This window comes from Flavobacterium ammoniigenes (assembly GCF_020886055.1).
In the GTDB taxonomy this organism is placed as follows: domain Bacteria; phylum Bacteroidota; class Bacteroidia; order Flavobacteriales; family Flavobacteriaceae; genus Flavobacterium; species Flavobacterium ammoniigenes.
This window is the reverse complement of record NZ_AP025184.1, coordinates 802,080-826,655: the sequence shown is the minus strand read 5'-3', so window position 1 is coordinate 826,655 and position 24,576 is coordinate 802,080. Positions and strand designations below refer to the sequence as shown.

Sequence of the window (24,576 nt, the reverse complement as noted above, 5' to 3'; positions counted from 1 at the left end):
TTGTCTAATATTATCTAAATAAATTTTTGTCAAAAACCATTCTAATGGCATCGGCATGACGTCTTCTATCTCTAGTGTGACTTCCAGAAGCTGGAGCCGAGTAATTTTTCAATGAAGCCAAACGCCATGGAACCAAATCAAAATTCACTAACATATAACTGTAAGCACCCATGTTTTTTGGTTCTTCTTGTGCCCAAACGTAATCGTCTGCATTTGGATAGGTAGCGATAATTGCTTTTAATTGGTCTGTTGGCAATGGAAACAATTGTTCGATACGAACCAAAGCTACATCATTTCGTTCTAGTTTTTCTCTTTCAGCAAGAATATCATAGTAGAATTTACCCGTACAGAAAACTACTGTTTTTACTTTTGATTTATCTACTGATGTATCGTCAATGGTTTCTTGGAAACTTCCGTTAGCCAATTCCTCTTGAGTCGAAACACATAAAGGATGACGCAACAAACTCTTAGGAGAAAATACTACTAAAGGTTTGCGGAATTTCGTTTTCATTTGTCTTCTCATCAAGTGGAAGAAGTTAGCTGGTGTAGTACAATCAGCCACATACATATTATGACGAGCACACAATTGTAAGTAACGCTCCATTCTAGCCGAAGAGTGCTCAGCACCTTGTCCTTCGTAACCATGAGGTAATAATAGTACAATTCCATTTTGATTGTTCCATTTGTCTTCTCCACACGAAATGTATTGGTCAATCATGATTTGGCAACCGTTAGAGAAATCTCCAAATTGTGCTTCCCAAATTGTTAATGCATTAGGATTAGTCAAAGCATAACCGTAATCAAAACCTAAAACACCATATTCTGAAAGGAAAGAGTTAAAAGCATTAAACTGTCCTTTTTTATCTTTCACTGAGTTTAAAAGCACTACTTCTTCTTCACTGTCTTCAACTTTAACCACGGCGTGACGGTGAGAGAAAGTTCCTCTCTCTACGTCTTGCCCTGATAAACGAATATCATAGCCTTCTTGCAACAACGATCCGTAAGCCAAAGCTTCGGCTGTTCCCCAATCAATTTGATTGTTGTCGTACATCGTTTTTCTATCGGTTACAATTTTGGTGATTTTGTTGATGAATTTTTTATCCGATGGCAAAGTCGAAATAGTTTCTAAAATACCATCTAATTTTTTCTTATCATAAGTAGTATCGACTTTCTGCAACATCACATCGTCAGATACTTGAACAAATCCTTTCCATTCATCTTGCATAAACGGCTTGATGATTGTCAAATCTTTTTTACGAGAAGCTTGTAAGTTTTCGTCTAATTTGGCTTTGTAATCACTTTCAATTTTGTTTACATAAGCTTGGTCAATAATGCCGTCAACAATCAATTTCTCAGCATAAATATCTCTTGGATTTTTATGACGCGCAATGATTTTATATAAAACGGGTTGGGTAAAACGAGGCTCATCCCCTTCGTTATGACCGTATTTTCTATATCCTAAAAGGTCGATAAATACATCGCCTCCAAAAGTCATTCTGTAATCTAAGGCAAACAACATGGCGTGAACTACCGCTTCGGTATCATCAGCATTCACGTGTAATACTGGCGAAAGAGTCACTTTGGCAACATCTGTACAATAGGTTGACGAACGTGCATCTTGGTAATTGGTTGTAAAACCAACTTGGTTATTAATCACTAAGTGGATCGTTCCTCCTGTTTTGTAACCGTCCAATTGGGCCATTTGAACAATCTCGTACACAATTCCTTGTCCCGCTACTGCAGCATCCCCGTGAACGGCAATTGGCAATACTTTTGAGAAATCGTCTGGAAAATATTTGTCTTGTTTGGCACGGGTAATACCTTCGATAACCGCTCCAACCGTCTCCAAGTGAGATGGGTTTGGCGCTAAATTAATATTGATTGATTTACCTGTTTTGGTTTTTCTTTCTGAAGTTAATCCTAAATGGTATTTAACATCACCGTCAAAATATTCTTGGTCGTAATCTTTTCCATCAAATTCAGAAAAGATATCTTGAGTGGCTTTGCCGAAGATATTGGCTAAGATATTCAACCTTCCACGGTGTGCCATTCCCATTACAAATTGCTCTACTCCTTTTTCGGCAGCAGCTTCAATTAAAGCATCCAAAGCTGGAATGATACTTTCTCCTCCTTCTAAAGAGAAACGTTTTTGACCTACATATTTAGTATGTAAGAAATTTTCAAATGAAACCGCCTCATTTAATTTATCAAGGATGTTTTTCTTTTGCTCCACATTAAAGTTGGGCAAATTATCATTAATATTCAATCGGTCTTGAATCCATTGCACCACTTCTGGCTTACGGATATACATATATTCAACACCAATAGACTGGCAATATAAGTTTTCTAAACGACGAATGATTTCTTTTAAAGTAGCTGGTTGGTGTCCTAAAATTTTAGCGGCATCAAATACAGTATCCAAATCCGCTGCAGACAAACCAAAATTTTCAATCGCTAGATTTGGAGAATAGGTTCTTCTGTCACGAACAGGATTTGTCTTAGTAAACAAATGCCCGCGAGTTCTGTATCCGTCAATTAATTTTAATACATTAAATTCTTTTAAAACTTTTTCAGACACTTGTCCTGAAGCAACCGAATTTGAAGAATAGGTCGCCATTTGTTCAGCGGCATTTTCTTCATTGTAAGTGGCCATTCCAAAATCAAACCCTTGAAAAAAACTTCTCCAACTTGGTTCAACACTGTCTGGATTATCTAAATATTGATCGTATAATTGAGCGAAAAATTCGGTATGAGCTGCGTTTAAAAAGGAAAACCTATCCATAATTATTGATTAATATGCTTTTTGTTTAATTTGTTGACAAAAGTACAATAAACCAATCTATTTAACCTTATTATTTAACTACTTTTACGTTAAATTTTGTTAAAAATTGTTGAAACACCGATGAAAAAAATCAATTTTGAGCGCATATGGAATCCAAAAGTATTGGTAACAATCCCAATTCTTTTTCTTTTTTCTTTTTCCTATTCGCAAACGATTGCGGAAAATACCCCAAAAGAATTCTGGAAACAACTACAATATGGTGGCGGATTTGGATTGAATTTCGGAACTGGTTATACCGAAATTACTATCGCCCCGAGCGCTATTTATCCTGTAAATAAATATGTAAGTGTAGGCGCTGGATTAATTGGAAGTTTTACCAATTCCAAAAATTATTACACTACTGGTGTACTGGGTGTAAGTGGTATTGGCTTGTTTCAACCCATTGAAAAAATTCAACTTTCATTAGAGATTGAACAACTAAGAGTGAATACAGAATTACAAATGATACCCAATCCCGTTACCCAAAAATATTGGAACACCGGATTGTATGTTGGTGCCGGTTATCGTAATGGTAATGTTACCCTTGGTGCACGCTACAATTTATTGTTCGATAAGGATAACAGTATTTACAGCGATGCCCTAATGCCTTTTGTTCGATTGTATTTTTAAGAAAATTATTGGTATTTATTTCGAAACCAAACTTTCATCCATTCTCTTTTTAAGATTAAGAACGCAACTTGCTTAGCTAACTCTGCAATATCCGAACCATCCAATTTTTTAATTTGATCTTCGGGAACGTCTACTATATAGAGTAAGTTCAAATATTCAGCAAACTTATACTGAATCAATCGGTAAATTTTTTCGTGTAATTCATTTTTCAACTCCTCTGGTTGAATGTCCTGAGGCAAGTCGATCGATTCATTGGCTAAATTGAAATCTTTATTAATTTGCTCGATTAAGTTGAAATACAAGTTTTCGTTAGTCGCTTCATCAAGCAATACCTCTGTATTTAAGGGCGCGATATACGAAGTAGAATTAGACATTTCGATTCATTAAATTCTCTCCAAATGATTTCAATATCGCTTTTTTATCGGGACTTATGTTCATTTTATCTAAGGTAGCAAACGCTTTCAAGGTGTAGTCTTGAATAGCTTGTTGTGTAGCATTTGAAGCGCCAGATGTATTGAAAATAGATTTCACTGCTTCGATTTTGGTTTTGTTTTCTTCAAGTGAGACCGAAAATAACTGCAATAATTTGGCTTTCTCTTCTGCCGAAGCAAATTCAATTGCTTTAAGATACAAATAGGTTTTTTTATTTTCGATGATGTCGCCACCAATTTGTTTTCCAAAAGTGGCTGGATTACCAAACGCATCCAAATAATCGTCTTGCAATTGGAACGCCAAACCTAAATTCAATCCAAAATCGTATATTAATTCGCCATTTTCAACTGAAGTTTCGGCTACAATAGCACCCATTTTCATAGCTGCTGCAACCAAAACTGCCGTTTTGTATTCAATCATTTTCAAATATTCCGGAATGGTTACATCGGAACGGGTTTCGAAATCTACATCCCATTGCTGACCTTCACAAACCTCCAAAGCGGTCTTGCTAAACAACTTGGCTAATTCTCTAAAAATAGCAGGTTCGTATTGCTCAAAATATTGGTACGCCAAAATCAACATAGCATCTCCTGAAAGGATGCCGGTGTTAATATTCCATTTTTCATGCACCGTCACATTTCCTCTTCGCAAAGGCGCATCATCCATAATGTCGTCATGCACTAACGAAAAATTATGAAAAACTTCTACTGCTAATGCTGCTGGAAGTGCTTTAGAATAGTCGGCATCAAAAATTTCGGCACTCATCAAAGTAAGTACAGGTCTTATTTTTTTTCCGCCAAGACCTAATATGTATTGAATAGGTTCGTATAAATTTTTAGGCTCACGCAGCTTGGGTTGTGCGTTAAGAAAATCCAAAACAAAATCTTGATACTGTTGAATGGAATGCATAGCTTCTTTAATTCTTATTTACTAAGCCCCAAATATACAATTCCCATCTGAATAATTTGTTCCAAAAAAAGAGTAGATTTTTAGAATCCCTCTTTTCAATAGTGCTATTGGTAAAAACAATGGAAACTTTTTTGGTATTCAAAGTTTCCTTTCATACATTTGCACCACTTTAAAAAAATTATGAAAGAAAAAATCATTGCAAAAGCGACCCAGCTCTTTTTGAAACTTGGTTTCAAAAGCGTTACTATGGATGATATTGCCAATGAAATGTGTATTTCTAAAAAAACCATCTACAAGTATTTTTGCAATAAAGAACTTTTAATTGCAGAAACGACAGAGACAATTACTCATACTATTTATACCACAATAGATGAGATTGTAGCTAAAAAATACAATGCAATTAAAGAAAATTTCGAGATCATAAAAATGATCAAAGAAATGTTTGTTTCTATTGAAACGTCTCCTTCATATCAGTTAAAAAAACACTATCCCGAAATTCATGAAAAATTAACTGAAAAATTGCAGTCAGAATGTACTACCTTATTCAAACAAAATATTGAAAAAGGAATCCAAGAAGGTTTGTACCGAGACACCATAAACGTGTCGAGTTATGTCTACTTTTATTATGCATTGATTTTTACAATTAATGAAAATACAAGCTCAGAAAAGAAAGCTAAAAAATTAGAATTAGAAGCCTTAGAATACCATATTAGAGCCATGGCAACTCCCAAAGGAATACTAGAATTAAACCAATACATAATTTCAAATCAATCCTAATCATACAATGAAGAAAATCCAATTAATTGTCCTCTTAACTCTTAGTTTTGTGATGCAGGCACAAACTAACACCCTCAAAGAATCCTATTCTTTTAGCTTAAACGAAGCTATTGATTACGCTTTAAAAAACAACTATTCTGCTATCAATGCCGGTCGAGATATTGATGCGGCTAAAAAGAAAAAATGGGAAACCACCACTATAGGTTTGCCACAAATCAATGCGTCGCTTGGATACCAAAACAATATTGAATTGCAAAAATCCTTGATCCCAGCTGAATTTTTTGGCGGAACAAAAGGTGAATTTGCCGAGGTAGCTTTTGGAACCAGACACAATATGTTGGGAAGCGCAACAGTTAGCCAACTCCTCTTCAATGGTTCCTATTTGGTTGGATTGCAATCGGCAAAAGTGTATTTGCAAATTTCAGAAAATGCCAAAATCAAAACCAATCAAGAAATTCGTGAAATGGTAGTCAATGCGTATGGCAATGTATTGCTAGCCAATGAGAGTATTGCTATATTGGAAAAGAATAAATTGAATTTGGAGAAAACCTTAAATGAAACCAATCAAATTTTCAAAAACGGTTTGATTGAAGAAGAAAATGTAGAACAACTTCAAATTACCTTGACTACGATTAAAAGTGCTCAAGAAAACATCAAAAGACAAAAGGTAATTGCTACCAATATGTTGAAATTAATTCTTGGAATTACAATTGACAAAGAGTTGGTTTTGACTGAAAACCTAAACAACCTTAGTTTAAACAACATCAATTTTGAGTTAACTACTACCCCTTTTCAAGTAGAAAATTCTATTGATTTCAAAATTCAAGAGAACCTTGTTCAAAGCAAAAAATTATTGCTTTTATTGGAAAAAAGTAATGCACTTCCATCTTTAGGAGCAGCCTATAATATTGGGTATAATGCTTTTGGAAACCAATTTCAGTTTTTTACCAACAATCAAAAATGGTTGAATTTTGCTAATGTTGGAGTCAGTTTGAATGTTCCTATTTTTAGCAGTTTAGGAAGAAGTGCTCGCACACAACAAGCTAAGATTGCTTTGGAACAAGCCAAAACACAAATGTTACAAGTAGAACAAAGTCTTAAACTACAATTTGAGAAAGCCAAAAGCGATTACGAATACAGTTTAGAACAATTGAACACCACAAAAAGCAGTTTAGCTCTTGCTGAACGCATTGAAAACAAACAACAAATCAAATTGAAAGAAGGTTTGTCGTCTAGTTTTGATTTGAGTGAGGCACAACGCCAATTGTATTCCACACAACAAAATTATTTACAAGCCATGCTTGACGTAATCAATAAAAAAGCCTCTTTAGAAAAAATAACAACAAAGAACTAACAGCACCATATTATGACACTTAATAGAACACCCATGACAAAACAACTTTTCGCATTATTGATCGCAGCTACACTAGTTGTTTCTTGCGGAGAAAAAAACAACAATCAAACCGTAGATCAATTGATTGCAGCTAAAAACAACAAAGAATTACAAGCAAGAAAAGCGGCTATACAAGCTGACTTAGCTAAGATTGAAGCGGCGTTAGCTACTTTGAACGTAAGAAAAGAAGAAGCTTTGGTTTCGGTTGCTACTTTGAAAGACACTGTGTTCAATCACTATTTGGATATCCAAGGAAGTGTGGAAACTAAAGAGAATATCTTAATTCAACCTGAAATGCCAGGAACTTTAGTAGCACTTAATGTAAAAGCAGGACAACGCGTAAGCAAAGGACAGCTTTTAGCTCGTGTAGATGATGGTGGCTCTAGCCAACAAGTTGCTAGTTTAGAAACACAATACCAATTGGCTAAAACAACTTTTGAAAGACAAAAAAATCTTTGGAGTCAAAAAATTGGTTCAGAAATTCAGTATTTACAAGCACAAACACAAATGTTGAGCTTACAACGTTCCGTAGCACAAGCCAAAGCTATGTTGTCAAAAACGGAAATTCGCGCGCCATTCTCTGGTACCATTGACGAAGTTTTTGTAGAAAGAGGACAAGTTGTTTCAGCAGGACCACAAGGTTTAATGCGAATTGTTAACCTTAATAATATGTACGTTTCCACTTCGATTCCTGAAAGCTATATTGGCAAGTTGAAAGTAGGAACTCAAGTTGATGTTTTCTTGACTTCATTGAATAAAAATTACAAAGGGAAAGTACGTCAGATTGGAAATTTCATCAATCCAAACAACAGAAGTTTCGGAATTGAAGTAAGCATTCCAAATCCTGAAAATTTATTGCGCCCTAACCAAGTAGCCAAATTAAAAGTAATTGATTACACTGTTAAAAATGCAATTGTTGTACCTTCAAATGTGGTTCAAGAAGACGGTAAAGGAAACCAATTTGTTTTTGTAGCTGCCAACAGCAATGGAAAAACTGCTACTGCTAAAAAAACAATGGTAACTGTAGGAAAATCATCTGACAATCTAACCGAAATCCTAAGCGGCTTAAATGCTAATGATATCATTGTAATTGAAGGAGTCAACACGATTTCGGAAGGAATGAAATTGAATTTTTAGTTTAAAAAGTTGATTTGTTTAAATGTTTAAAAGCCCCCATATGAAAACATTTAGTTTTGAAAAACTTATTGCTTGGCAAAAAGCAAGAGAATTAGCTTCTGAAATTTATAAAACTACAAAGCTTTTCCCAAAAGATGAACTTTTTGGTTTGACTAGTCAAATGAGAAGATGTGCCGTTTCTATAGCTTCAAATTTAGCTGAAGGCTCTGGCAGAAATTCTATGAAAGATAAAGCGAGATTTACTGAAATTGCATTTGGATCTGCTTTAGAATTGTTGAACCAATTGATTTTGTCATTTGATTTTGAATACTTTGAAGAACAAAAATATATTGAAATTAGAGAAAAAATAACCGAGGTTACTGTGTTAATTAATGGATTATATAAATCACAATTACCTAAATAATTTGCTTATAACTTTATAAACAAATAACCTAATACCCTAAATTATGAGTCATCAAAATAAAGAATTCGGCATTTCAAGTTGGGCGGTAGACAATCGTGTTACCGTTTATATCTTGACTTTCATTATTGTCATTGCAGGTTTGACTGCATACATTAATATGCCTCGTGAAGATTTCCCTGAAATTATCGAGAACAAAATATACATTTCCTCTGTGTTTCCTGGAAACTCAGCTGAAGATGTTGAAAAATTGGTCATCAAACCCCTTGAAAAACAAATCAAAAACATCAGTGGAGTTGATAAAGTAACATCGAGTTCATTTCAAGATTACGGAATGATTATCGCTGAATTTTCAGATGATGTTACGGTAGAACAAGCCAAACAAAAAATTAAAGATAAAGTAGACAATGCTAAGTCAGATACCGATTGGCCCAATATGGACAACGGTAGTAAGGTAGAGCCCAATGTTTTTGAATTGAACATCTCTGAGGAAGTGCCTATTTTGAACATCAACTTACAGGGGAATTATACTACCCAACAGTTAAAAAAATATGGGGAATTACTACAAGATGATATCGAAGAAATTTCAGAAATCAAAAAAGTTGACATTCTAGGTGTCGATGATAAAGAAGTTGAAATTGCGGTTGATATCTTTAAAATGACAGCCGCTCAAGTAACTTTTGACGACATTCAAAATGCAGTTAAATACGAAAACATGACCCTTTCGGGTGGGAATTTAACTTCGCAAGGATCTCGAAATAACATTCGAATTGTTGGTGAATTTAAAGACCCAAAAGAGTTAGAAAACATCATTGTGAAATCGTTTGGTGGAACCGTGTATCTTAAAAACATTGCGACAGTAAGTTTTAAAGAAAAAGAAAAAACAACTTATGCTCGTGAAAAAGGAACTGAAGTAGTGATGTTGAACGTTAAAAAACGTTCCAATCAAAACATGATTTCGGCTATTGATCAAGTAAAAGAAAGAGTTGCTTTAGCACAAGAAACTTATTTGCCTAAAAACTTAAAAGTAGAATTAACAAGCGATCAATCGTCTCGAGTAGAACACCAAGTAGATGAATTATCTAACCACATCATTTTCGGAATCATTCTGGTAATGATTGTGTTAATGTTTACTATGGGATTGCGTAACTCATTATTTGTAGGCGCTGCCATTCCATTGTCTATGATGATTGCCTTTGCCATTCTTTCCATGTTTGGTTTGACCCTAAACACTATGGTGCTTTTTGGTTTGGTAATGGGATTAGGAATGCTGGTAGATGACGGTATTGTGGTAGTGGATAATGTGTATGCCAATATGCAAAAAGGAATGACCCGAATTCAGGCTTCTAAAGTGGGAATTGGAGAAATTGCTTGGCCGGTAATTTCGTCAACAGCTACTACATTGATGGCCTTTTTGCCTTTTGCCCTTTGGCCAGGAACTATGGGTAAATTCATGAAATATTTCCCAATCACCTTGACAGTAACTTTAACTGGATCTTTATTTGTAGCGATGGTTATCAACGCTGCTATGACAGGTGGTTCTATGGCTTTAGAAGATAAAAACATCAAGAAGAAAAGCTTGCGATTTTACACTATTCTTTTCATCGCTTTGGGTGTTTTATTTGCTGTTCCAGGTAATATTTACGATAGTAAGTTATTGCGTGGATTAGGACATTTATTACTAATATCTGTTGGATTGATGTGGCTATATTATTGGAAAGTGTTCCAATGGACCCAAGATTTTCAGTACAGTTTCTTTCCTAGAATGGAAGAAAAATACAAAATCTTTTTAGCTAAAATTTTATCTGGAAAAACAGCTTGGAAAGCCTTTGGAGGTATTATTGTTTTACTTTTCTTCTCGTTTATACTTTTGGGAATTTTCCCTAGAAAAGTATTGTTCTTCCCTGATAATATTCCGAACCAAGCCATTGCTTATATCGAATATCCTCAAGGGACAACGATCGAAAAAACCAACAAGGCGACTTTGTTTGTAGAAAAACAAATTATTCAAATTTTAGAAAAATATGTAGACCCTGCTACTGACAAAAATTTCATGGCGGAATCGATTATTTCGCAAGTGGGTGTGGGTGCTGGTAATCCAAATGTAGACGCTGGATCAGCTTCTGAAACACCTTATAAAGGTAAAGTGACTGTGAGCTTCTCTGAATTCAAATTTAGAAAAGGTATCAATACTTCTGTGATTTTAGAAGAAATCAGAAGTAAAGTTACCGGAATTGCTGGTGCTACTGTAACTGTAGAAAAAGATTCAAACGGACCGCCTGCAGGGTATCCAATTAGTATTCAATTAACAGGTGCTGATTACGAACAAATGTTGACTGAAGCCGACAAAATGATTGCTTTTATAGATTCTAAAAACATTCCGGGTATCGAAAAATTGAGCATTGATATCAACAAAGAAAGTCCTGAATTGGAAGTAAAAGTAGATCGTGCCAATGCCGGAAGTATGGGAATTTCTACTGGACAACTTGGGTTTAACCTTCGTCGTTCGGTTTACGGACAAGAAATATCAACTTACAAAGAAGGCGATGACGATTACAATATTGTCATGCGTATGCAAGACGACCAACGTAAAAACGAAAACATCCTTTTCAACCAATCGATGACGTTCAGAAACCCAAGTAATGGTCAAATCATGCAAGTGCCTATTTCGGCTGTTTCACAAACGGAAAAAACCAATACGTATAATCAGATCAAGAGAAAGAATCACAAACGAATTATGACTATTTATTCGAATGTGTTGACCGGTTATAATGGCGATGAAATTACCAAACAAATCCAGGAAGAACTAAAAAGTTACAACCTACCGAAAAGTGTGACTTATTCGTTCTCTGGAGTACAAGAAGAACAAGGTAAAAACCAAAGTTTCTTGATGTATGCCTTGTTTTTAGCCTTGGCTGGAATTACCATCATTATTGTATTGCAGTTTAACTCCGTATCAAAAACCATGATCATCATGTTTACCGTATTGTTGAGTTTTAGTGGTGTATTTTATGGTTACGTAATTGCCAATATGGATTTTGTAATCTTAATGACCATGATGGGAATCATTTCGCTAGCTGGAGTTGTGGTGAAAAACGGAATCGTATTAATGGACTTCTTTGTCTTATTATTGGACAAAAAAGTAGCAGACAAACAACTGGAAAGCCACGACGATTTAAGCTTGGAGGAAATTAAAGAAGTAATTATTGAATCTGGAAAATCAAGATTGCGTCCGGTATTATTAACCGCTTTAACCGCAATCTTGGGATTAATTCCATTAGCAATCGGATTGAACTTTGACTTCTTTACTTTGGTAACTGATTTCAACCCACATTTCTTTATGGGTGGAGATAATGTGATGTTCTGGGGCCCTTTGGCTTGGACCATTATCTTCGGATTGACCTATGCTACAGTACTAACTTTAGTAATGGTGCCAGTAATGTTTTATTTAGTAAAACGAACTAAATACTGGTTGCGTGACCGACGCAACAAAAGAAATCAAGAGGCTTTAGCGGAATAATAAATGTTTTAAATAGAGTGAATAAAGAACCTGCAAACTAAAATTTGCAGGTTTTTTTATTCTTATAATTTTATCCTGCATTTATTCATAATTAGTCCTAAATTTGCATCAAATATTTTTAATCATGTACAGAAGTCATAACTGTGGCGAATTGAACGCCTCACATATCAATACAGAAGTAACATTAGCGGGTTGGGTGCAAAAATCGCGCGATAAAGGATTTATGAATTGGGTCGATTTACGCGACCGTTATGGAATAACCCAATTGATTTTTGACGAAAGTCGTACCGAAAAAACTGTTTTTGAATTGGCTAAAACCCTTGGACGCGAATTTGTAATTCAAGTAAAAGGAACTGTGATTGAGCGTGAATCAAAAAATACAACTATCCCAACCGGAGAAATTGAGATTTTGGTTTCAGAGATGACTATTTTGAATGCGGCCTTGACTCCTCCTTTCACTATTGAAGATGAAACAGACGGCGGTGAAGACATCCGAATGAAATACCGTTACCTTGACATTCGAAGAAATCCAGTAAAAAACAGTTTGCTTTTCCGTCACAAAGTGGCCATGGAAGTACGAAAATACCTTTCTGATTTGGATTTTTGCGAAGTAGAAACACCCTATTTAATCAAATCGACTCCGGAAGGAGCAAGAGATTTTGTGGTGCCTTCGCGCATGAACGAGGGACAATTTTATGCTTTACCCCAATCGCCTCAAACTTTCAAACAATTGTTGATGGTAGGTGGTATGGACAAGTATTTCCAAATTGTAAAATGTTTCCGTGACGAAGATTTACGTGCCGACAGACAACCCGAGTTTACTCAAATTGACTGCGAAATGGCCTTTGTAGAACAAGAAGATATTTTGAATGTTTTTGAAGGACTAACCCGTCATTTATTAAAAGAAATAAAAGGTGTTGAAGTAGCCAAATTTCCAAGAATTACCTACGATTATGCCATGAAAACCTACGGAAATGACAAGCCAGACATTCGTTTCGGAATGGAATTTGGCGAACTAAATGCTGTAGCACAACATAAGGATTTCCCCGTTTTTAATACCGCTGAATTAGTAGTAGGAATTGCTGTTCCAGGCGCTGGAAATTACACTCGAAAAGAAATTGATGCTTTGATTGATTGGGTAAAACGCCCACAAATTGGTGCTTCAGGAATGGTCTATGTAAAATGCAACGACGATGGGACCTACAAATCATCTGTAGATAAATTTTACGATCAAGACGATTTGGCACACTGGGCTAAAGCCACACAAGCACAACCAGGCGATATGATTTTTGTCTTATCAGGACCTGCAAACAAAACCAGAGGACAACTTTCGGCTTTACGAATGGAATTAGCGACTCGTTTAGGTTTGAGAAAACCAGACGAATTTGCACCATTATGGGTGGTTGATTTCCCATTATTAGAATTTGATGAAGAAAGTGGTCGTTACCATGCAATGCACCACCCGTTTACGTCTCCTAAACCAGAAGATATTAACTTATTGGCAACTGAGCCAGGAAAAGTGCGTGCCAATGCCTATGATATGGTATTGAACGGAAATGAAATTGGCGGAGGTTCGATTCGTATTCACGACAAAGCCACACAAGAATTGATGTTTAAATATTTAGGTTTTACCCCTGAAGAAGCTAAAGCCCAATTTGGGTTCTTGATGGATGCCTTCCAATTTGGCGCTCCTCCTCACGGTGGCTTAGCCTTTGGATTGGACCGTTTAGTTGCAATTTTAGGGGGGCAAGAAACCATTCGTGATTTTATTGCATTCCCAAAAAACAATTCGGGACGCGATGTCATGATTGACGCACCTTCAACTATTGATGACGCACAATTGAAAGAATTACACATTCAATTGAATATTCAAGCGTAGTAGAACTGATAATTTAGTCAGAAAACGTTGAAAATCAATATTTTTGCAAAATAAAAATCAAAAACGCATTTCGTATTATATTTAATACTACATTTGTTCTATTATAAATTATTATTACTATTACAATGCGTACAGGTACAGTTAAATTTTTTAATGAATCAAAAGGTTATGGATTCATTACGGACGAAGAAACAGGAAAAGACATCTTCGTTCATGCATCAGGAATCACAGCGGAAGAATTACGCGAAGGTGACAGAGTGAGCTACGTAGAAGAAGAAGGAAGAAAAGGAAAAGTAGCTGCACAAGTAGCTGTTATCTAAGCTGAAAAAAATATTTTTTTAGCCTGAGAATGGTCTAAACGCCCCGATAAATATCGGGGCGTTTTTTTGTTTACTGTTTTTTTAAACTCCTTAAACACAAGTATCAACTACCTCTTTATTTATAATCAATAAAAATAAGCTGTTTTTTAGATTTTTAGTACGATTAAATTCGGATTTCCGCTTGTGTTTTAATTAGTTGAAAGTTATCTTTGTGGCTAAAATTCAACAAAAAATCCAAATAATTATGCAATCAGAACAATTGAATTATATTCCAATTTTCATGCAGCTGCTTTTAGCAGTTGGTTTTGTGGCAGGTACCATATTTGTTTCTGGAAAATTAGGTCCAAAAAGAACCTCTCAATCCAAAGACAAAAACTTTGAATGTGGTATTGAATCAGTAGGAAATGCACGTATTCCTTTCTCTGTAAAATATTTTGTCGTAGCTATCCTTTTCGTATTATTCGATGTGGAAGTTATTTTCTTATATCCTTGGGCAATCAACTTCAAAGAATTAGGAATAGAAGGGATGATTAAAATGGTCGTTTTTATGCTTTTGTTGTTAGTAGGATTCTTCTACATCATCAAGAAAAAAGCACTAGACTGGGAATAATTAATTTAAAAATATCAATTCAAAAAAATACGAATTCGAAATGAGTGATTCAAAAACAACAATGGTAGCGCCGCCGGAAGGAGTTGTAGGAGAAGGTTTCTTCGCTACAAAGCTAAATGATGTAGTAGGTTTGGCTCGTGCCAATTCACTTTGGCCTTTACCTTTCGCAACATCTTGTTGCGGAATTGAATTTATGGCCACTATGGCTTCTCACTATGATCTAGCTCGTTTTGGTTCTGAGCGTGTGAGTTTTTCTCCACGTCAAGCCGATATGTTGATGGTTATGGGAACTATTTCTAAAAAAATGGCGCCCATTTTACGTCAGGTATACGAACAAATGTCAGAACCTCGTTGGGTAATCGCCGTTGGCGCTTGTGCTTCTTCAGGAGGTATTTTTGACACTTATTCTGTTTTACAAGGAATTGACAAAGTAATTCCAGTAGACGTTTATGTTCCGGGTTGTCCTCCAAGACCAGAACAAATTGTAGACGGGGTGATGAAATTGCAAGAAATCGTTAAAAACGAATCGGTTAGAAGAAGAAGTTCTCCAGAGTACCAAGAATTATTAGCTTCTTATAATATCAAATAACACGATGGCTTTAGAAACAAACGAAATACAAGAAAAATTAGTAGCCACTTTTGGTTCCGATGTTTTTCAATTCAATCAAGAAAAAGATATTTTTTCATTTGAAGTCGCCGCTGATAAAATTACAGCCGTTATCCTTTTCTTAAAAAACGATCCTGTTTTACGTTTTCACTTTTTGACAGATTTATGTGGGATTCATTACCCAGATAATGAAGAAGCAAGACAATTTGCAGTGGTTTACCATATGCACAATTGGTACGAAAACAAACGAATTAAAATCAAAGCGTTTCTAAGCGGGAACAATCCTGAAATCAAAACCGTATCAAATATTTTCTTAAGTTCTAATTGGATGGAAAGAGAAGCTTACGATTTTTACGGCATCAATTTCATTGGTCACCCTCAATTGAAACGTATTTTAAATATGGACGAAATGGTTTCTTTTCCAATGCGAAAAGAATTTCCAATGGAAGACAGCGGAAGAACGGATAAAGACGATCGTTTCTTCGGAAGAACAACAGCAAATTGCTAACAAAACAATATATAATTTTTCACATTCGCTAAATGTCAGAACTATTATTACCACCAGAGCATCGCTATGCTAAAATAATCAAAGAGCGCCATAATGAAGACGGAAGCGAGCTTTCTATTCTGAACTTGGGGCCTACTCACCCAGCAACACACGGTATTTTTCAAAATATCTTGTTGATGGACGGAGAAAGAATCTTGGAAGCAGAACCAACCATTGGCTACATCCATAGAGCTTTTGAAAAAATTGCAGAAAATCGACCGTTTTACCAAATTACACCACTTACCGATAGAATGAACTATTGCTCCTCTCCTATTAACAATATGGGATGGTGGATGACTTTAGAAAAACTATTGGATATTGAAGTTCCAAAAAGAGCTCAGTATTTACGTGTTATCGTAATGGAATTGGCTCGAATTACAGATCACTTGATTTGTAACTCTATTCTTGGTGTAGATACAGGTGCTTATACGGGATTTTTGTATGTGTTCCAATTTAGAGAAAAAGTATACGAAATCTACGAAGAAATTTGTGGAGCCCGTTTAACAACCAATATGGGAAGAATAGGTGGTTTCGAAAGAGACTGGTCGCCAGAAGCTTTCCGCAAATTAGAAGTTTTTTTGGAAGAATTTCCGGTAGCCTGGAAAGAATTTGAAAACCTATTTGAAAGAAACAGAATCTTTATTGACAGAACCGTAAATGTAGGTGCGATTACAGCAGAACAAGCTATGGCTTATGGATTTACAGGACCTAACTTACGTGCTGCAGGAGTAGATTACGATGTGCGTGTAGCACAACCGTACAGTTCTTACGAAGATTTTGACTTTATCGTTCCTGTTGGAAAATCAGGAGACACCTACGATCGTTTTTGCGTTCGTAATGCTGAAGTTTGGGAAAGTATCAGCATCATTCGTCAGGCTTTGGCAAAATTACCTGAAGGACCTTACCATGCTGATGTTCCGGAATACTACTTGCCTCCAAAAGAAGACGTTTACCATAATATGGAGTCTTTGATTTACCACTTCAAAATTGTAATGGGAGAAGTTCCGGTTCCAGTAGCAGAAATTTACCATCCCGTGGAAGGTGGAAACGGAGAAATTGGATTCTATTTAGTTACTGACGGAAGCCGTACGCCTTACAGATTGCATTTCCGCAGACCTTGTTTTATTTATTACCAAGCCTATCCAGAAATGATAAAAGGCGCGATGCTTTCGGATGCGATTGTCATTTTATCAAGTTTAAATGTTATTGCCGGAGAATTAGACGCATAAATTATGGAACGTACCTTACACAAACAAGAAATAAATATGACCGAAGCCTTGATGAATCGCATCAATGAATTAATTGGTCATTATCCTGAAGAAAACAGAAAATCAGCTTTGATTCCTGTTTTGCACGAAGTACAAGATGCACACCAAAATTGGTTGAGTATTGAGTTAATGGATAAAGTGGCTGAAATCCTTCACATTAAACCGGTTGAAGTATACGAAGTAGCTACTTTTTATACCATGTTCAATTTAAAACCGATTGGAAAATACATGTTTGAGTTTTGCCAAACTTCTCCTTGCTGTTTGAACGGAGTTGAAAACCTAATGGACTACACTTGTGAAAAGTTAGGCGTAAAAGTGGGCGAAATTACTGCAGATGGTCTTTTTGAAGTGCGCGGAGTAGAATGTTTAGGTGCTTGTGGGTATGCCCCAATGATGCAGCTAGGCGATTTCTACAAAGAGCATTTGAACGAACAAAAGATCGACCAAATTATTGAAGAGGCCAAAGCGGGTAAAATAATCTTACACGATAAATAAGATGTCACAAAAAATATTACTAGACAAAATCAATATTCCAGGGATTAAAACCTACGAAGTATACCGTCAAAATGGTGGGTATGCCTCTGTAGAAAAAGCCCTAAAAACATTAACCCCTGACGAAGTAGTTGAAGAAGTAAAAACTTCGGGGCTACGTGGACGTGGTGGTGCCGGTTTCCCTGCCGGAATGAAATGGAGTTTCATTGATAAAAAATCAGGAAAGCCAAGACATTTAGTATGTAATGCTGACGAATCAGAACCGGGAACTTTCAAAGACCGTTTCTTAATGGAGTACATTCCGCACTTGTTAATAGAGGGAATGATTACTTCGAGTTATGCCTTGGGTGCAAACCGCTCTTACATCTACATTCGTGGAGAGTACATGTGGGTCTATAAAATATTAGAAAGAGCCATCGCCGAAGCGAAAGCTGCTGGTTGGTTGGGTAAAAATATATTAGGAACTGGTTACGACTTAGAATTATATGTTCATTGTGGTGCTGGGGCTTACATCTGTGGTGAAGAAACTGCATTAATCGAATCATTAGAAGGTAAACGTGGTAACCCACGTATCAAACCGCCTTTCCCTGCGGTATCAGGACTTTGGGCTAACCCAACAGTGGTGAATAACGTAGAAACTATTTCGGCTGTGCCTTGGATTGTAAACAATTCAGGTGCTGATTATGCTAAAATTGGGGTGGGACGTTCTACAGGAACCAAATTAATTTCAGCTTCAGGAAACATTAAAAATCCAGGAGTATATGAAATTGAAATGGGATTAAGCGTATACGAATTCATGAATTCTGACGAATATTTAGGCGGAATGAGTTCTGACCGACCTTTGAAGGCCTTTGTTCCAGGAGGAAGTTCAGTGCCAATTTTGCCTGCCAATTTAATTTACAAAACCGCCGCTGGTGAAGACCGATTGATGACCTACGAAAGTTTGTCTGACGGAGGTTTTGCTACCGGATCCATGTTGGGTTCAGGAGGATTTATAGTGTATGACGATACCGCTTGTATTGTTCGTAACACTTGGAATTTCTCTCGTTTTTACCATCATGAAAGCTGTGGTCAATGTACGCCATGTAGAGAAGGAACTGGTTGGTTGGAAAAAGTATTACACCGAATCGAAAACGGTCACGGTCGTGAAGAAGATATTGAATTGCTTTTGAGCATTCAAAGTAAAATCGAAGGGAACACCATTTGTCCCTTAGGTGATGCTGCTTCTTGGCCTGTTGCTGCTGCGATTCGTCATTTTAGAGAGGAATTTGAATACCATATTCGTTTCCCAGAAAAAATCAAACATAGAGACCATTTTGTCAATGAACCATTTGAAAAAGTGAGACATTTAGTAGCAAAACAAACCGTATAAAAGTTGAAGGCTTATAGTTAAACTATCATCCAACAACCAACAACTAATAATATGAAAGTAACAATAGACGGTCAGTCAATAGAAGTAGAACCAGGAACAACCATCCTGCAAGCAGCGCGAATGATTGGTGGTGAAGTAGTACCGCCAGCCATGTGCTATTATTCTAAACTAAAAGGAAGCGGTGGAAAATGCCGTTGTTGTTTAGTCGAAGTTTCTAAAGGAAGTGAAGCCGACCCGAGACCCATGCCAAAACTAATGGCGTCTTGTGTAACAGGATGTATGGACGGAATGGAAGTGAACTCGAAATCTTCGGAACGAGTTACTGAGGCTAGAAAATCAGTTACTGAATTCTTGCTAATCAACCATCCTTTGGATTGTCCAGTGTGTGACCAAGCCGGCGAATGTGATTTGCAAAACTTGAGTTTCGAACACGGAAAATCACAAACTCGTTATATCGAAGAGAAAAGAACTTTTGAACCAGAAGATATTGGACCAAATATTCAATTGCACATGAACCGTTGTATTTTATGCCAACGTTGTGTTCAAGTAGCCGATCAATTGACAGATGATAGAGTACATGGTGTTATGGATCGTGGCGATCACGCTAACATTTCAACTTGTATCTCGAAAGCAATTGACAATGAATTCTCTGGCAACATGATTGATGTTTGCCCAGTTGGTGCTTTGACTGATAAAACGTTCCGATTCAAATCGAGAGTGTGGTTCAGCAAACCGTACAACGCGCACAGAGATTGTGATAAGTGTTGCGGAAAAACAACCGTTTGGATGTTTGGTGACGAAATCCAAAGAGTAACTGGAAGAAAAGACGAGTACCATGAAGTAGAAGAATTCATTTGTAACGGATGTCGTTTTGACCATAAAGATGTCAACGATTGGACCATTGAAGGACCAAGAGCGTTTGAAAAAGATTCAGTTATCAATCAAAATAAATACAACCACAAATTAGAAAAAGTGGTGATTAATACCGAAGAGAAAATTCTTGCAGGTAGAGAAGAAGACCGTAAAAAAATCAGTATGGCTGAATTTCCATTGGACACCAACAACCAAAAATCATAAGCAATGGATAGTACCTTTATTATAGAAAAAAGTGTTGTTATTGTAGTGGTTTTCGCTGTGACGATGATTATGGCGATGTACTCTACTTGGGCAGAACGTAAAGTAGCTGCCTTTTTACAAGACCGTGTAGGTCCTAACCGTGCCGGTTTTGGAGGTTTACTTCAACCACTTGCAGATGGTTTGAAATTGTTCTCGAAAGAAGAATTTGAACCGAATACACCCAACCGATTTTTATTCTTCGTAGGACCTGCTATTGCCATGAGTACGGCTTTAATGACCAGTGCTGTAATTCCTTGGGGCGATAAATTACATTTGTTTGGACGTGATATTTTATTACAAGCAACCGATTTAAATATTGGATTATTGTACTTCTTCGGAGTAGTTTCTGTTGGAGTTTACGGAATCATGATTGGAGGTTGGGCTTCGAATAATAAGTTCTCTTTGATGGGAGCGGTTCGTGCGGCTTCGCAAATGGTATCTTATGAGGTAGCTATGGGATTGTCCATGATTGCTTTGTTAATGATGACAGGAAGTTTGAGCTTACGCGAAATTTCGGCTCAACAAGCTGGAATGAACTGGAACGTATTTTACCAACCGGTTTCGTTCTTGATTTTCTTGATTTGTGCCTTTGCCGAAACCAACCGTACACCATTTGACTTAGCGGAATGCGAAAGTGAATTAATTGGTGGGTACCACACCGAATATTCTTCGATGAAAATGGGATTCTATTTGTTTGCTGAATATGCTAACATGTTCATCTCATCAACCATTTTAGCGATTTTATTCTTCGGAGGGTATAATTACCCTGGAATGAGTTGGGTAGTTGAAAACGTTGGAGTAAACATTGGAAACATCATTGGAATTGGAGTATTATTCGTAAAAATATGTGGATTCATCTTTTTCTACATGTGGGTGCGTTGGACGATTCCAAGATTTCGTTACGATCAATTGATGCATTTGGGATGGAGAATATTAATTCCACTTTCGATTATCAATATCATGATTACTGGAATTGTAATTTTAAGAGCCGATATCGCAGCTTATTTAGGATTCTAAACAATATCAATTGTAGAAGTGCTAATTATTTAGCTTAAGAAATAAAAAAAATAAAAATGTCAATAGAAACAATATCCTTATCGGGAAGAAAAAAAGTGGTCTCTAACAAAGAGATGACTTTTTTGGAAAAAATGTATCTTATCGCAATTGTCAAAGGATTGTTAATTACAATCAAACACTTTTTTACCAAAAAAGCAACGATTCATTATCCAGAACAAGTGCGCGAAATGAGTCCGGTTTACCGAGGACGTCACATGCTAAAACGTGACGAACAAGGTCGTGAAAATTGTACCGCTTGTGGTTTGTGTGCTTTATCATGTCCAGCAGAAGCCATCACCATGAAAGCGGCAGAGCGCAGACCTGACGAAAAACATTTGTATAGAGAAGAAAAATATGCCGAAATCTATGAGATCAACATGTTGCGTTGTATTTTCTGTGGATTGTGTGAAGAAGCTTGCCCAAAAGATGCAATTTATTTGACGATTTCAAAAGAGTTAGTCCCTTCTAATTATGATAGAGAAGATTTTATTTTTGGAAAAGACAAATTGGTCATGCCTTTAGAAATGGCAATTCAAAATGCTCAACTTAAAAACGCAAACTAATGTCAGTATTACTTATTATTTTTTGCGTACTAGCCGCAATCACATTATCCACAGCATTTTTGACAGTTTTTAGTCGAAACCCAATTCACAGTGCTATTTATTTAGTGATTTGTTTCTTCTCGGTTGCGGGACATTATTTGTTATTGAATGCGCAATTTTTAGCTATTGTTCACATAATTGTCTATTCGGGAGCGATCATGATTTTGTTCTTGTTTACCATTATGTTAATGAACTTGAATAAAGAAAATGAAGTACATAAACCAAGAATTACCCGTTTAGGAGCGATTGTTTCTTTCTGTTTGGTATGCTTGATTTTGATTGCCATTTTTGTCAATTCAAAACCAATTGCCGGAGATTATATTGCTACTGGAGAAGATTACCAATCCATTAAAGTGTTGGGTAAAATCCTATTGAACGAATATATGGTGCCATTCGAATTTGCCTCTATCTTATTATTGGTAGCCATGATTGGTACTGTTCTATTGTCTAAGAAAGAAAAACTAGAGAAATAAAATGAATAATATTTTAAATCAAATTGGTATAGAAAACTATATCTTCCTGAGTGTTATCCTTTTTTGTATTGGAATATTCGGAGTATTGTACAGACGTAATGCCATTATCGTTTTTATGTCTATCGAGATTATGTTGAATGCGGTAAACTTATTGTTTGTTGCTTTTTCAACCTACCATCAAGATGCGCAAGGACAGGTTTTCGTGTTTTTCTCTATGGCTGTAGCTGCTGCCGAAGTGGCTGTTGGATTAGCCATTTTAGTATCGATATTTAAAAATTCAGGTTCGATTAGTATCGATACCCTAAAAAACTTAAAAGGATAAATGGAAATGAATACCAATATAGCTTTACTATTAGTTCTTGCTCCTTTTGCGGGATTTTTAATTAATGTTTTCTTGGGCAAAAGTCTAGGAAAAACCGTTTCGGGAATCATCGGAACCCTTTCAGTAGCGGTATCTTTTGCTACATCCATTTATTTCTTTAACGCTTTATCGGCAGAACCAAAAGGATTCAATATCACTCTTTTTGATTGGATTCATGTAAGTAATATCAAAATTGACTTTGGTTTCTTATTAGACCAATTGTCCGTTTTATGGTTGCTTTTTGTAACAGGAATTGGTTCATTGATCCACTTGTATTCGATCAGCTACATGCACGACGATGAGAACATGCACAAATTCTTTGCCTACCTCAACTTATTCGTTTTCTTCATGATTACGTTAGTGGTTGGAAGTAACTTATTAGTGTTGTTCATCGGTTGGGAAGGTGTTGGTTTGTGTTCGTATTTATTAATTGGATTTTGGTACAAAAACCAAGACTACAATGATGCTGCTAAAAAAGCCTTCATCATGAATAGAATTGGAGATTTAGGATTGTTAATCGGAATCTTCATTTTAGGACATTTGTTCTCTACTTTAGACTACGCCACTTTAAAAACTGCTATTGCTGGAGCAACCAACATCGATATGTACTGGCTTTCTGCTGCTGCTTTGTGTTTGTTTATTGGTGCCACTGGAAAATCAGCACAAATTCCATTATACACTTGGTTACCCGATGCGATGGCAGGACCTACGCCAGTTTCGGCATTGATTCACGCCGCAACCATGGTAACAGCCGGTATCTTTATGATTACTCGTTTGAACTTTATTTTTGATCTAACACCAGACGTTCAAAGTATCATTGCGGTAATTGGAGCAATAACAGCCTTAGTAGCTGCTACTATTGGATTGGTACAAAACGATATCAAAAAAGTTTTGGCCTACTCTACTGTATCGCAATTAGGTTTGATGTTTTTAGCATTAGGTTTAGGTGCTTACGAAGTAGCTGTTTTCCACGTGATCACGCATGCGTTCTTCAAAGCCTGTTTGTTCTTGGGTTCAGGTTCAGTGATCCACGCTTTGCACGGAGAACAAGACATGCGCAAGATGGGTGGTTTGAAAAAAGTGATGCCAATTACGTTTATCACCATGTTAGTTTCTTCATTGGCGATTTCAGGAGTGCCTGTTTTTTCAGGATTCTTTTCTAAAGACGAAATTTTATTAACGGCTTTTCATCATAACATTCCGTTATGGGTAGTTGCTTCGGTAGCATCAATAATGACGGCTTTCTATATGTTCCGTTTGATGTTCTTGACTTTCTTTAACGAGTTTAGAGGAACTGAAGAACAAAAACACCACTTACACGAAAGTCCAGCTTTGATTACATTCCCATTAATTGTGTTGGCTATTTTAGCAACAATTGGTGGTTTAATTAGCTTACCAGGTAATTCTTGGTTGAATCATTATTTGATTCCAATTGTACCAAAATTAGCCTCAGCAGAACACCATTTAGGTAGTACAGAATACCTATTAATGGCAATTGCCGTTGTAGGTGGATTAGTCGGAATTGGATTGGCTTATGCCAAATACAACAAACAAAATACAGTGCCTGGAGACGATGCTTCGATTACTGGATTTGCCAAAGTCCTGTATAACAAATACTACTTGGACGAAGCATACGATTACTTATTTGTAAAATCAATAAACGCATTGTCAAAATTCTTCAGAGATCAAATGGAAACTAGCTTATCTGCTTTCGTATTTGGATTTGGAAAAGCAACCAATGCCATTAGTCTTCAAGGGAAAAAAGTACAAAATGGAAGTGTCGGATTGTACCTTTTTGCTTTTGTTTTAGGTCTTTGTGCCATTATTTCCTTTTTATTTTTAGCTCAATAATAT

The 24,576-nt window shown here is 36.3% G+C and carries 23 protein-coding genes; 20 read left to right on the top strand and 3 right to left on the bottom strand.

All coding sequences use genetic code 11. The annotated features are described in order from the left end of the window. Positions 1-10: 10 nt before the first annotated feature. Positions 11-2,782: a 2-oxoglutarate dehydrogenase E1 component gene (locus LPC21_RS03725; RefSeq protein ID WP_229318166.1), complete on the bottom strand. Its 2,772-nt coding sequence runs from the start codon at positions 2,780-2,782 to the stop codon at positions 11-13. Positions 2,783-2,902: 120 nt separating this feature from the next. Between LPC21_RS03725 and LPC21_RS03720 the strand changes: the two genes are divergently transcribed. After that, positions 2,903-3,451 carry a hypothetical protein gene (locus LPC21_RS03720; protein ID WP_229318165.1) on the top strand — a complete coding sequence of 183 codons (549 nt, stop codon included), beginning with the start codon at positions 2,903-2,905 and terminating at the stop codon, positions 3,449-3,451. Between the two features lie 5 nt (positions 3,452-3,456). On the opposite strand, the gene LPC21_RS03715 is transcribed toward LPC21_RS03720, so the two are convergent. Next, positions 3,457-3,825, bottom strand: a complete 369-nt coding sequence (locus LPC21_RS03715) for a hypothetical protein (protein WP_229318164.1) — start codon at positions 3,823-3,825, stop codon at positions 3,457-3,459. Continuing rightward, positions 3,818-4,792 carry a polyprenyl synthetase family protein gene (locus LPC21_RS03710; RefSeq protein ID WP_229318163.1) on the bottom strand — a complete coding sequence of 325 codons (975 nt, stop codon included), beginning with the start codon at positions 4,790-4,792 and terminating at the stop codon, positions 3,818-3,820. Before LPC21_RS03710 ends, LPC21_RS03715 begins: the two co-directional genes overlap by 8 nt. A 180-nt stretch (positions 4,793-4,972) precedes the next feature. Between LPC21_RS03710 and LPC21_RS03705 the strand changes: the two genes are divergently transcribed. From LPC21_RS03705 to nuoL, 19 genes are all read left to right on the top strand, one after another. Next, positions 4,973-5,569, top strand: a complete 597-nt coding sequence (locus LPC21_RS03705; RefSeq protein WP_229318162.1) for a TetR/AcrR family transcriptional regulator — start codon at positions 4,973-4,975, stop codon at positions 5,567-5,569. A gap of 7 nt (positions 5,570-5,576) precedes the next feature. Continuing rightward, positions 5,577-6,923, top strand: coding sequence for a TolC family protein (locus LPC21_RS03700; protein WP_229318161.1), 1,347 nt, complete (start codon positions 5,577-5,579; stop codon positions 6,921-6,923). Positions 6,924-6,956: 33 nt separating this feature from the next. Beyond that, on the top strand, positions 6,957-8,099 hold the full coding sequence (locus LPC21_RS03695) for an efflux RND transporter periplasmic adaptor subunit (protein ID WP_229318160.1): 1,143 nt from the start codon (positions 6,957-6,959) through the stop codon (positions 8,097-8,099). 40 nt (positions 8,100-8,139) lie between these two features. After that, the gene (locus tag LPC21_RS03690) at positions 8,140-8,502 is read left to right on the top strand and encodes a four helix bundle protein (RefSeq protein WP_229318159.1); all 363 of its coding nucleotides are present in this window, start codon (positions 8,140-8,142) and stop codon (positions 8,500-8,502) included. Positions 8,503-8,545: 43 nt separating this feature from the next. After that, the gene (locus tag LPC21_RS03685) at positions 8,546-12,019 is read left to right on the top strand and encodes an efflux RND transporter permease subunit (protein WP_229318158.1); all 3,474 of its coding nucleotides are present in this window, start codon (positions 8,546-8,548) and stop codon (positions 12,017-12,019) included. A 124-nt stretch (positions 12,020-12,143) separates the two neighbouring features. After that, entirely contained in the window at positions 12,144-13,898 is a 1,755-nt protein-coding gene (aspS, locus tag LPC21_RS03680; RefSeq protein ID WP_229318157.1) for an aspartate--tRNA ligase, read from the top strand. 125 nt (positions 13,899-14,023) lie between these two features. Then, positions 14,024-14,218, top strand: a complete 195-nt coding sequence (locus LPC21_RS03675; RefSeq protein WP_229318156.1) for a cold-shock protein — start codon at positions 14,024-14,026, stop codon at positions 14,216-14,218. Between the two features lie 244 nt (positions 14,219-14,462). Continuing rightward, positions 14,463-14,828 (top strand): NADH-quinone oxidoreductase subunit A, encoded by a 366-nt coding sequence (locus tag LPC21_RS03670; protein ID WP_229318155.1) that lies wholly within the window; start codon positions 14,463-14,465, stop codon positions 14,826-14,828. Between the two features lie 40 nt (positions 14,829-14,868). After that, on the top strand, positions 14,869-15,417 hold the full coding sequence (locus tag LPC21_RS03665) for an NADH-quinone oxidoreductase subunit B (protein ID WP_229318154.1): 549 nt from the start codon (positions 14,869-14,871) through the stop codon (positions 15,415-15,417). Between the two features lie 4 nt (positions 15,418-15,421). Beyond that, positions 15,422-15,943 carry an NADH-quinone oxidoreductase subunit C gene (locus LPC21_RS03660; RefSeq protein WP_229318153.1) on the top strand — a complete coding sequence of 174 codons (522 nt, stop codon included), beginning with the start codon at positions 15,422-15,424 and terminating at the stop codon, positions 15,941-15,943. Positions 15,944-15,975: 32 nt separating this feature from the next. After that, positions 15,976-17,211 carry an NADH-quinone oxidoreductase subunit D gene (locus tag LPC21_RS03655; protein WP_229318152.1) on the top strand — a complete coding sequence of 412 codons (1,236 nt, stop codon included), beginning with the start codon at positions 15,976-15,978 and terminating at the stop codon, positions 17,209-17,211. A gap of 3 nt (positions 17,212-17,214) precedes the next feature. After that, on the top strand, positions 17,215-17,745 hold the full coding sequence (locus tag LPC21_RS03650) for a complex I 24 kDa subunit family protein (protein WP_229318151.1): 531 nt from the start codon (positions 17,215-17,217) through the stop codon (positions 17,743-17,745). 1 nt (position 17,746) lies between these two features. After that, positions 17,747-19,114 carry an NADH-quinone oxidoreductase subunit NuoF gene (gene nuoF, locus LPC21_RS03645; RefSeq protein WP_229318150.1) on the top strand — a complete coding sequence of 456 codons (1,368 nt, stop codon included), beginning with the start codon at positions 17,747-17,749 and terminating at the stop codon, positions 19,112-19,114. Positions 19,115-19,165: 51 nt separating this feature from the next. Then, a complete protein-coding gene (locus tag LPC21_RS03640; protein WP_229318149.1) occupies positions 19,166-20,191 on the top strand; it encodes an NADH-quinone oxidoreductase subunit G in 1,026 nt (341 codons plus the stop codon). A gap of 3 nt (positions 20,192-20,194) precedes the next feature. Then, entirely contained in the window at positions 20,195-21,247 is a 1,053-nt protein-coding gene (gene nuoH / locus LPC21_RS03635; protein WP_229318148.1) for an NADH-quinone oxidoreductase subunit NuoH, read from the top strand. A gap of 56 nt (positions 21,248-21,303) precedes the next feature. Continuing rightward, positions 21,304-21,849 carry a NuoI/complex I 23 kDa subunit family protein gene (locus tag LPC21_RS03630; protein WP_229318147.1) on the top strand — a complete coding sequence of 182 codons (546 nt, stop codon included), beginning with the start codon at positions 21,304-21,306 and terminating at the stop codon, positions 21,847-21,849. Continuing rightward, on the top strand, positions 21,849-22,361 hold the full coding sequence (locus tag LPC21_RS03625) for an NADH-quinone oxidoreductase subunit J family protein (RefSeq protein ID WP_229318146.1): 513 nt from the start codon (positions 21,849-21,851) through the stop codon (positions 22,359-22,361). Before LPC21_RS03630 ends, LPC21_RS03625 begins: the two co-directional genes overlap by 1 nt. Position 22,362: 1 nt before the next feature. Next, positions 22,363-22,683 carry an NADH-quinone oxidoreductase subunit NuoK gene (gene nuoK / locus LPC21_RS03620; protein ID WP_229318145.1) on the top strand — a complete coding sequence of 107 codons (321 nt, stop codon included), beginning with the start codon at positions 22,363-22,365 and terminating at the stop codon, positions 22,681-22,683. Positions 22,684-22,689: 6 nt separating this feature from the next. Further along, complete coding sequence (gene nuoL, locus LPC21_RS03615) at positions 22,690-24,573, top strand: NADH-quinone oxidoreductase subunit L (RefSeq protein ID WP_229318144.1); 1,884 nt, start codon at positions 22,690-22,692, stop codon at positions 24,571-24,573. Positions 24,574-24,576: the final 3 nt, after the last annotated feature.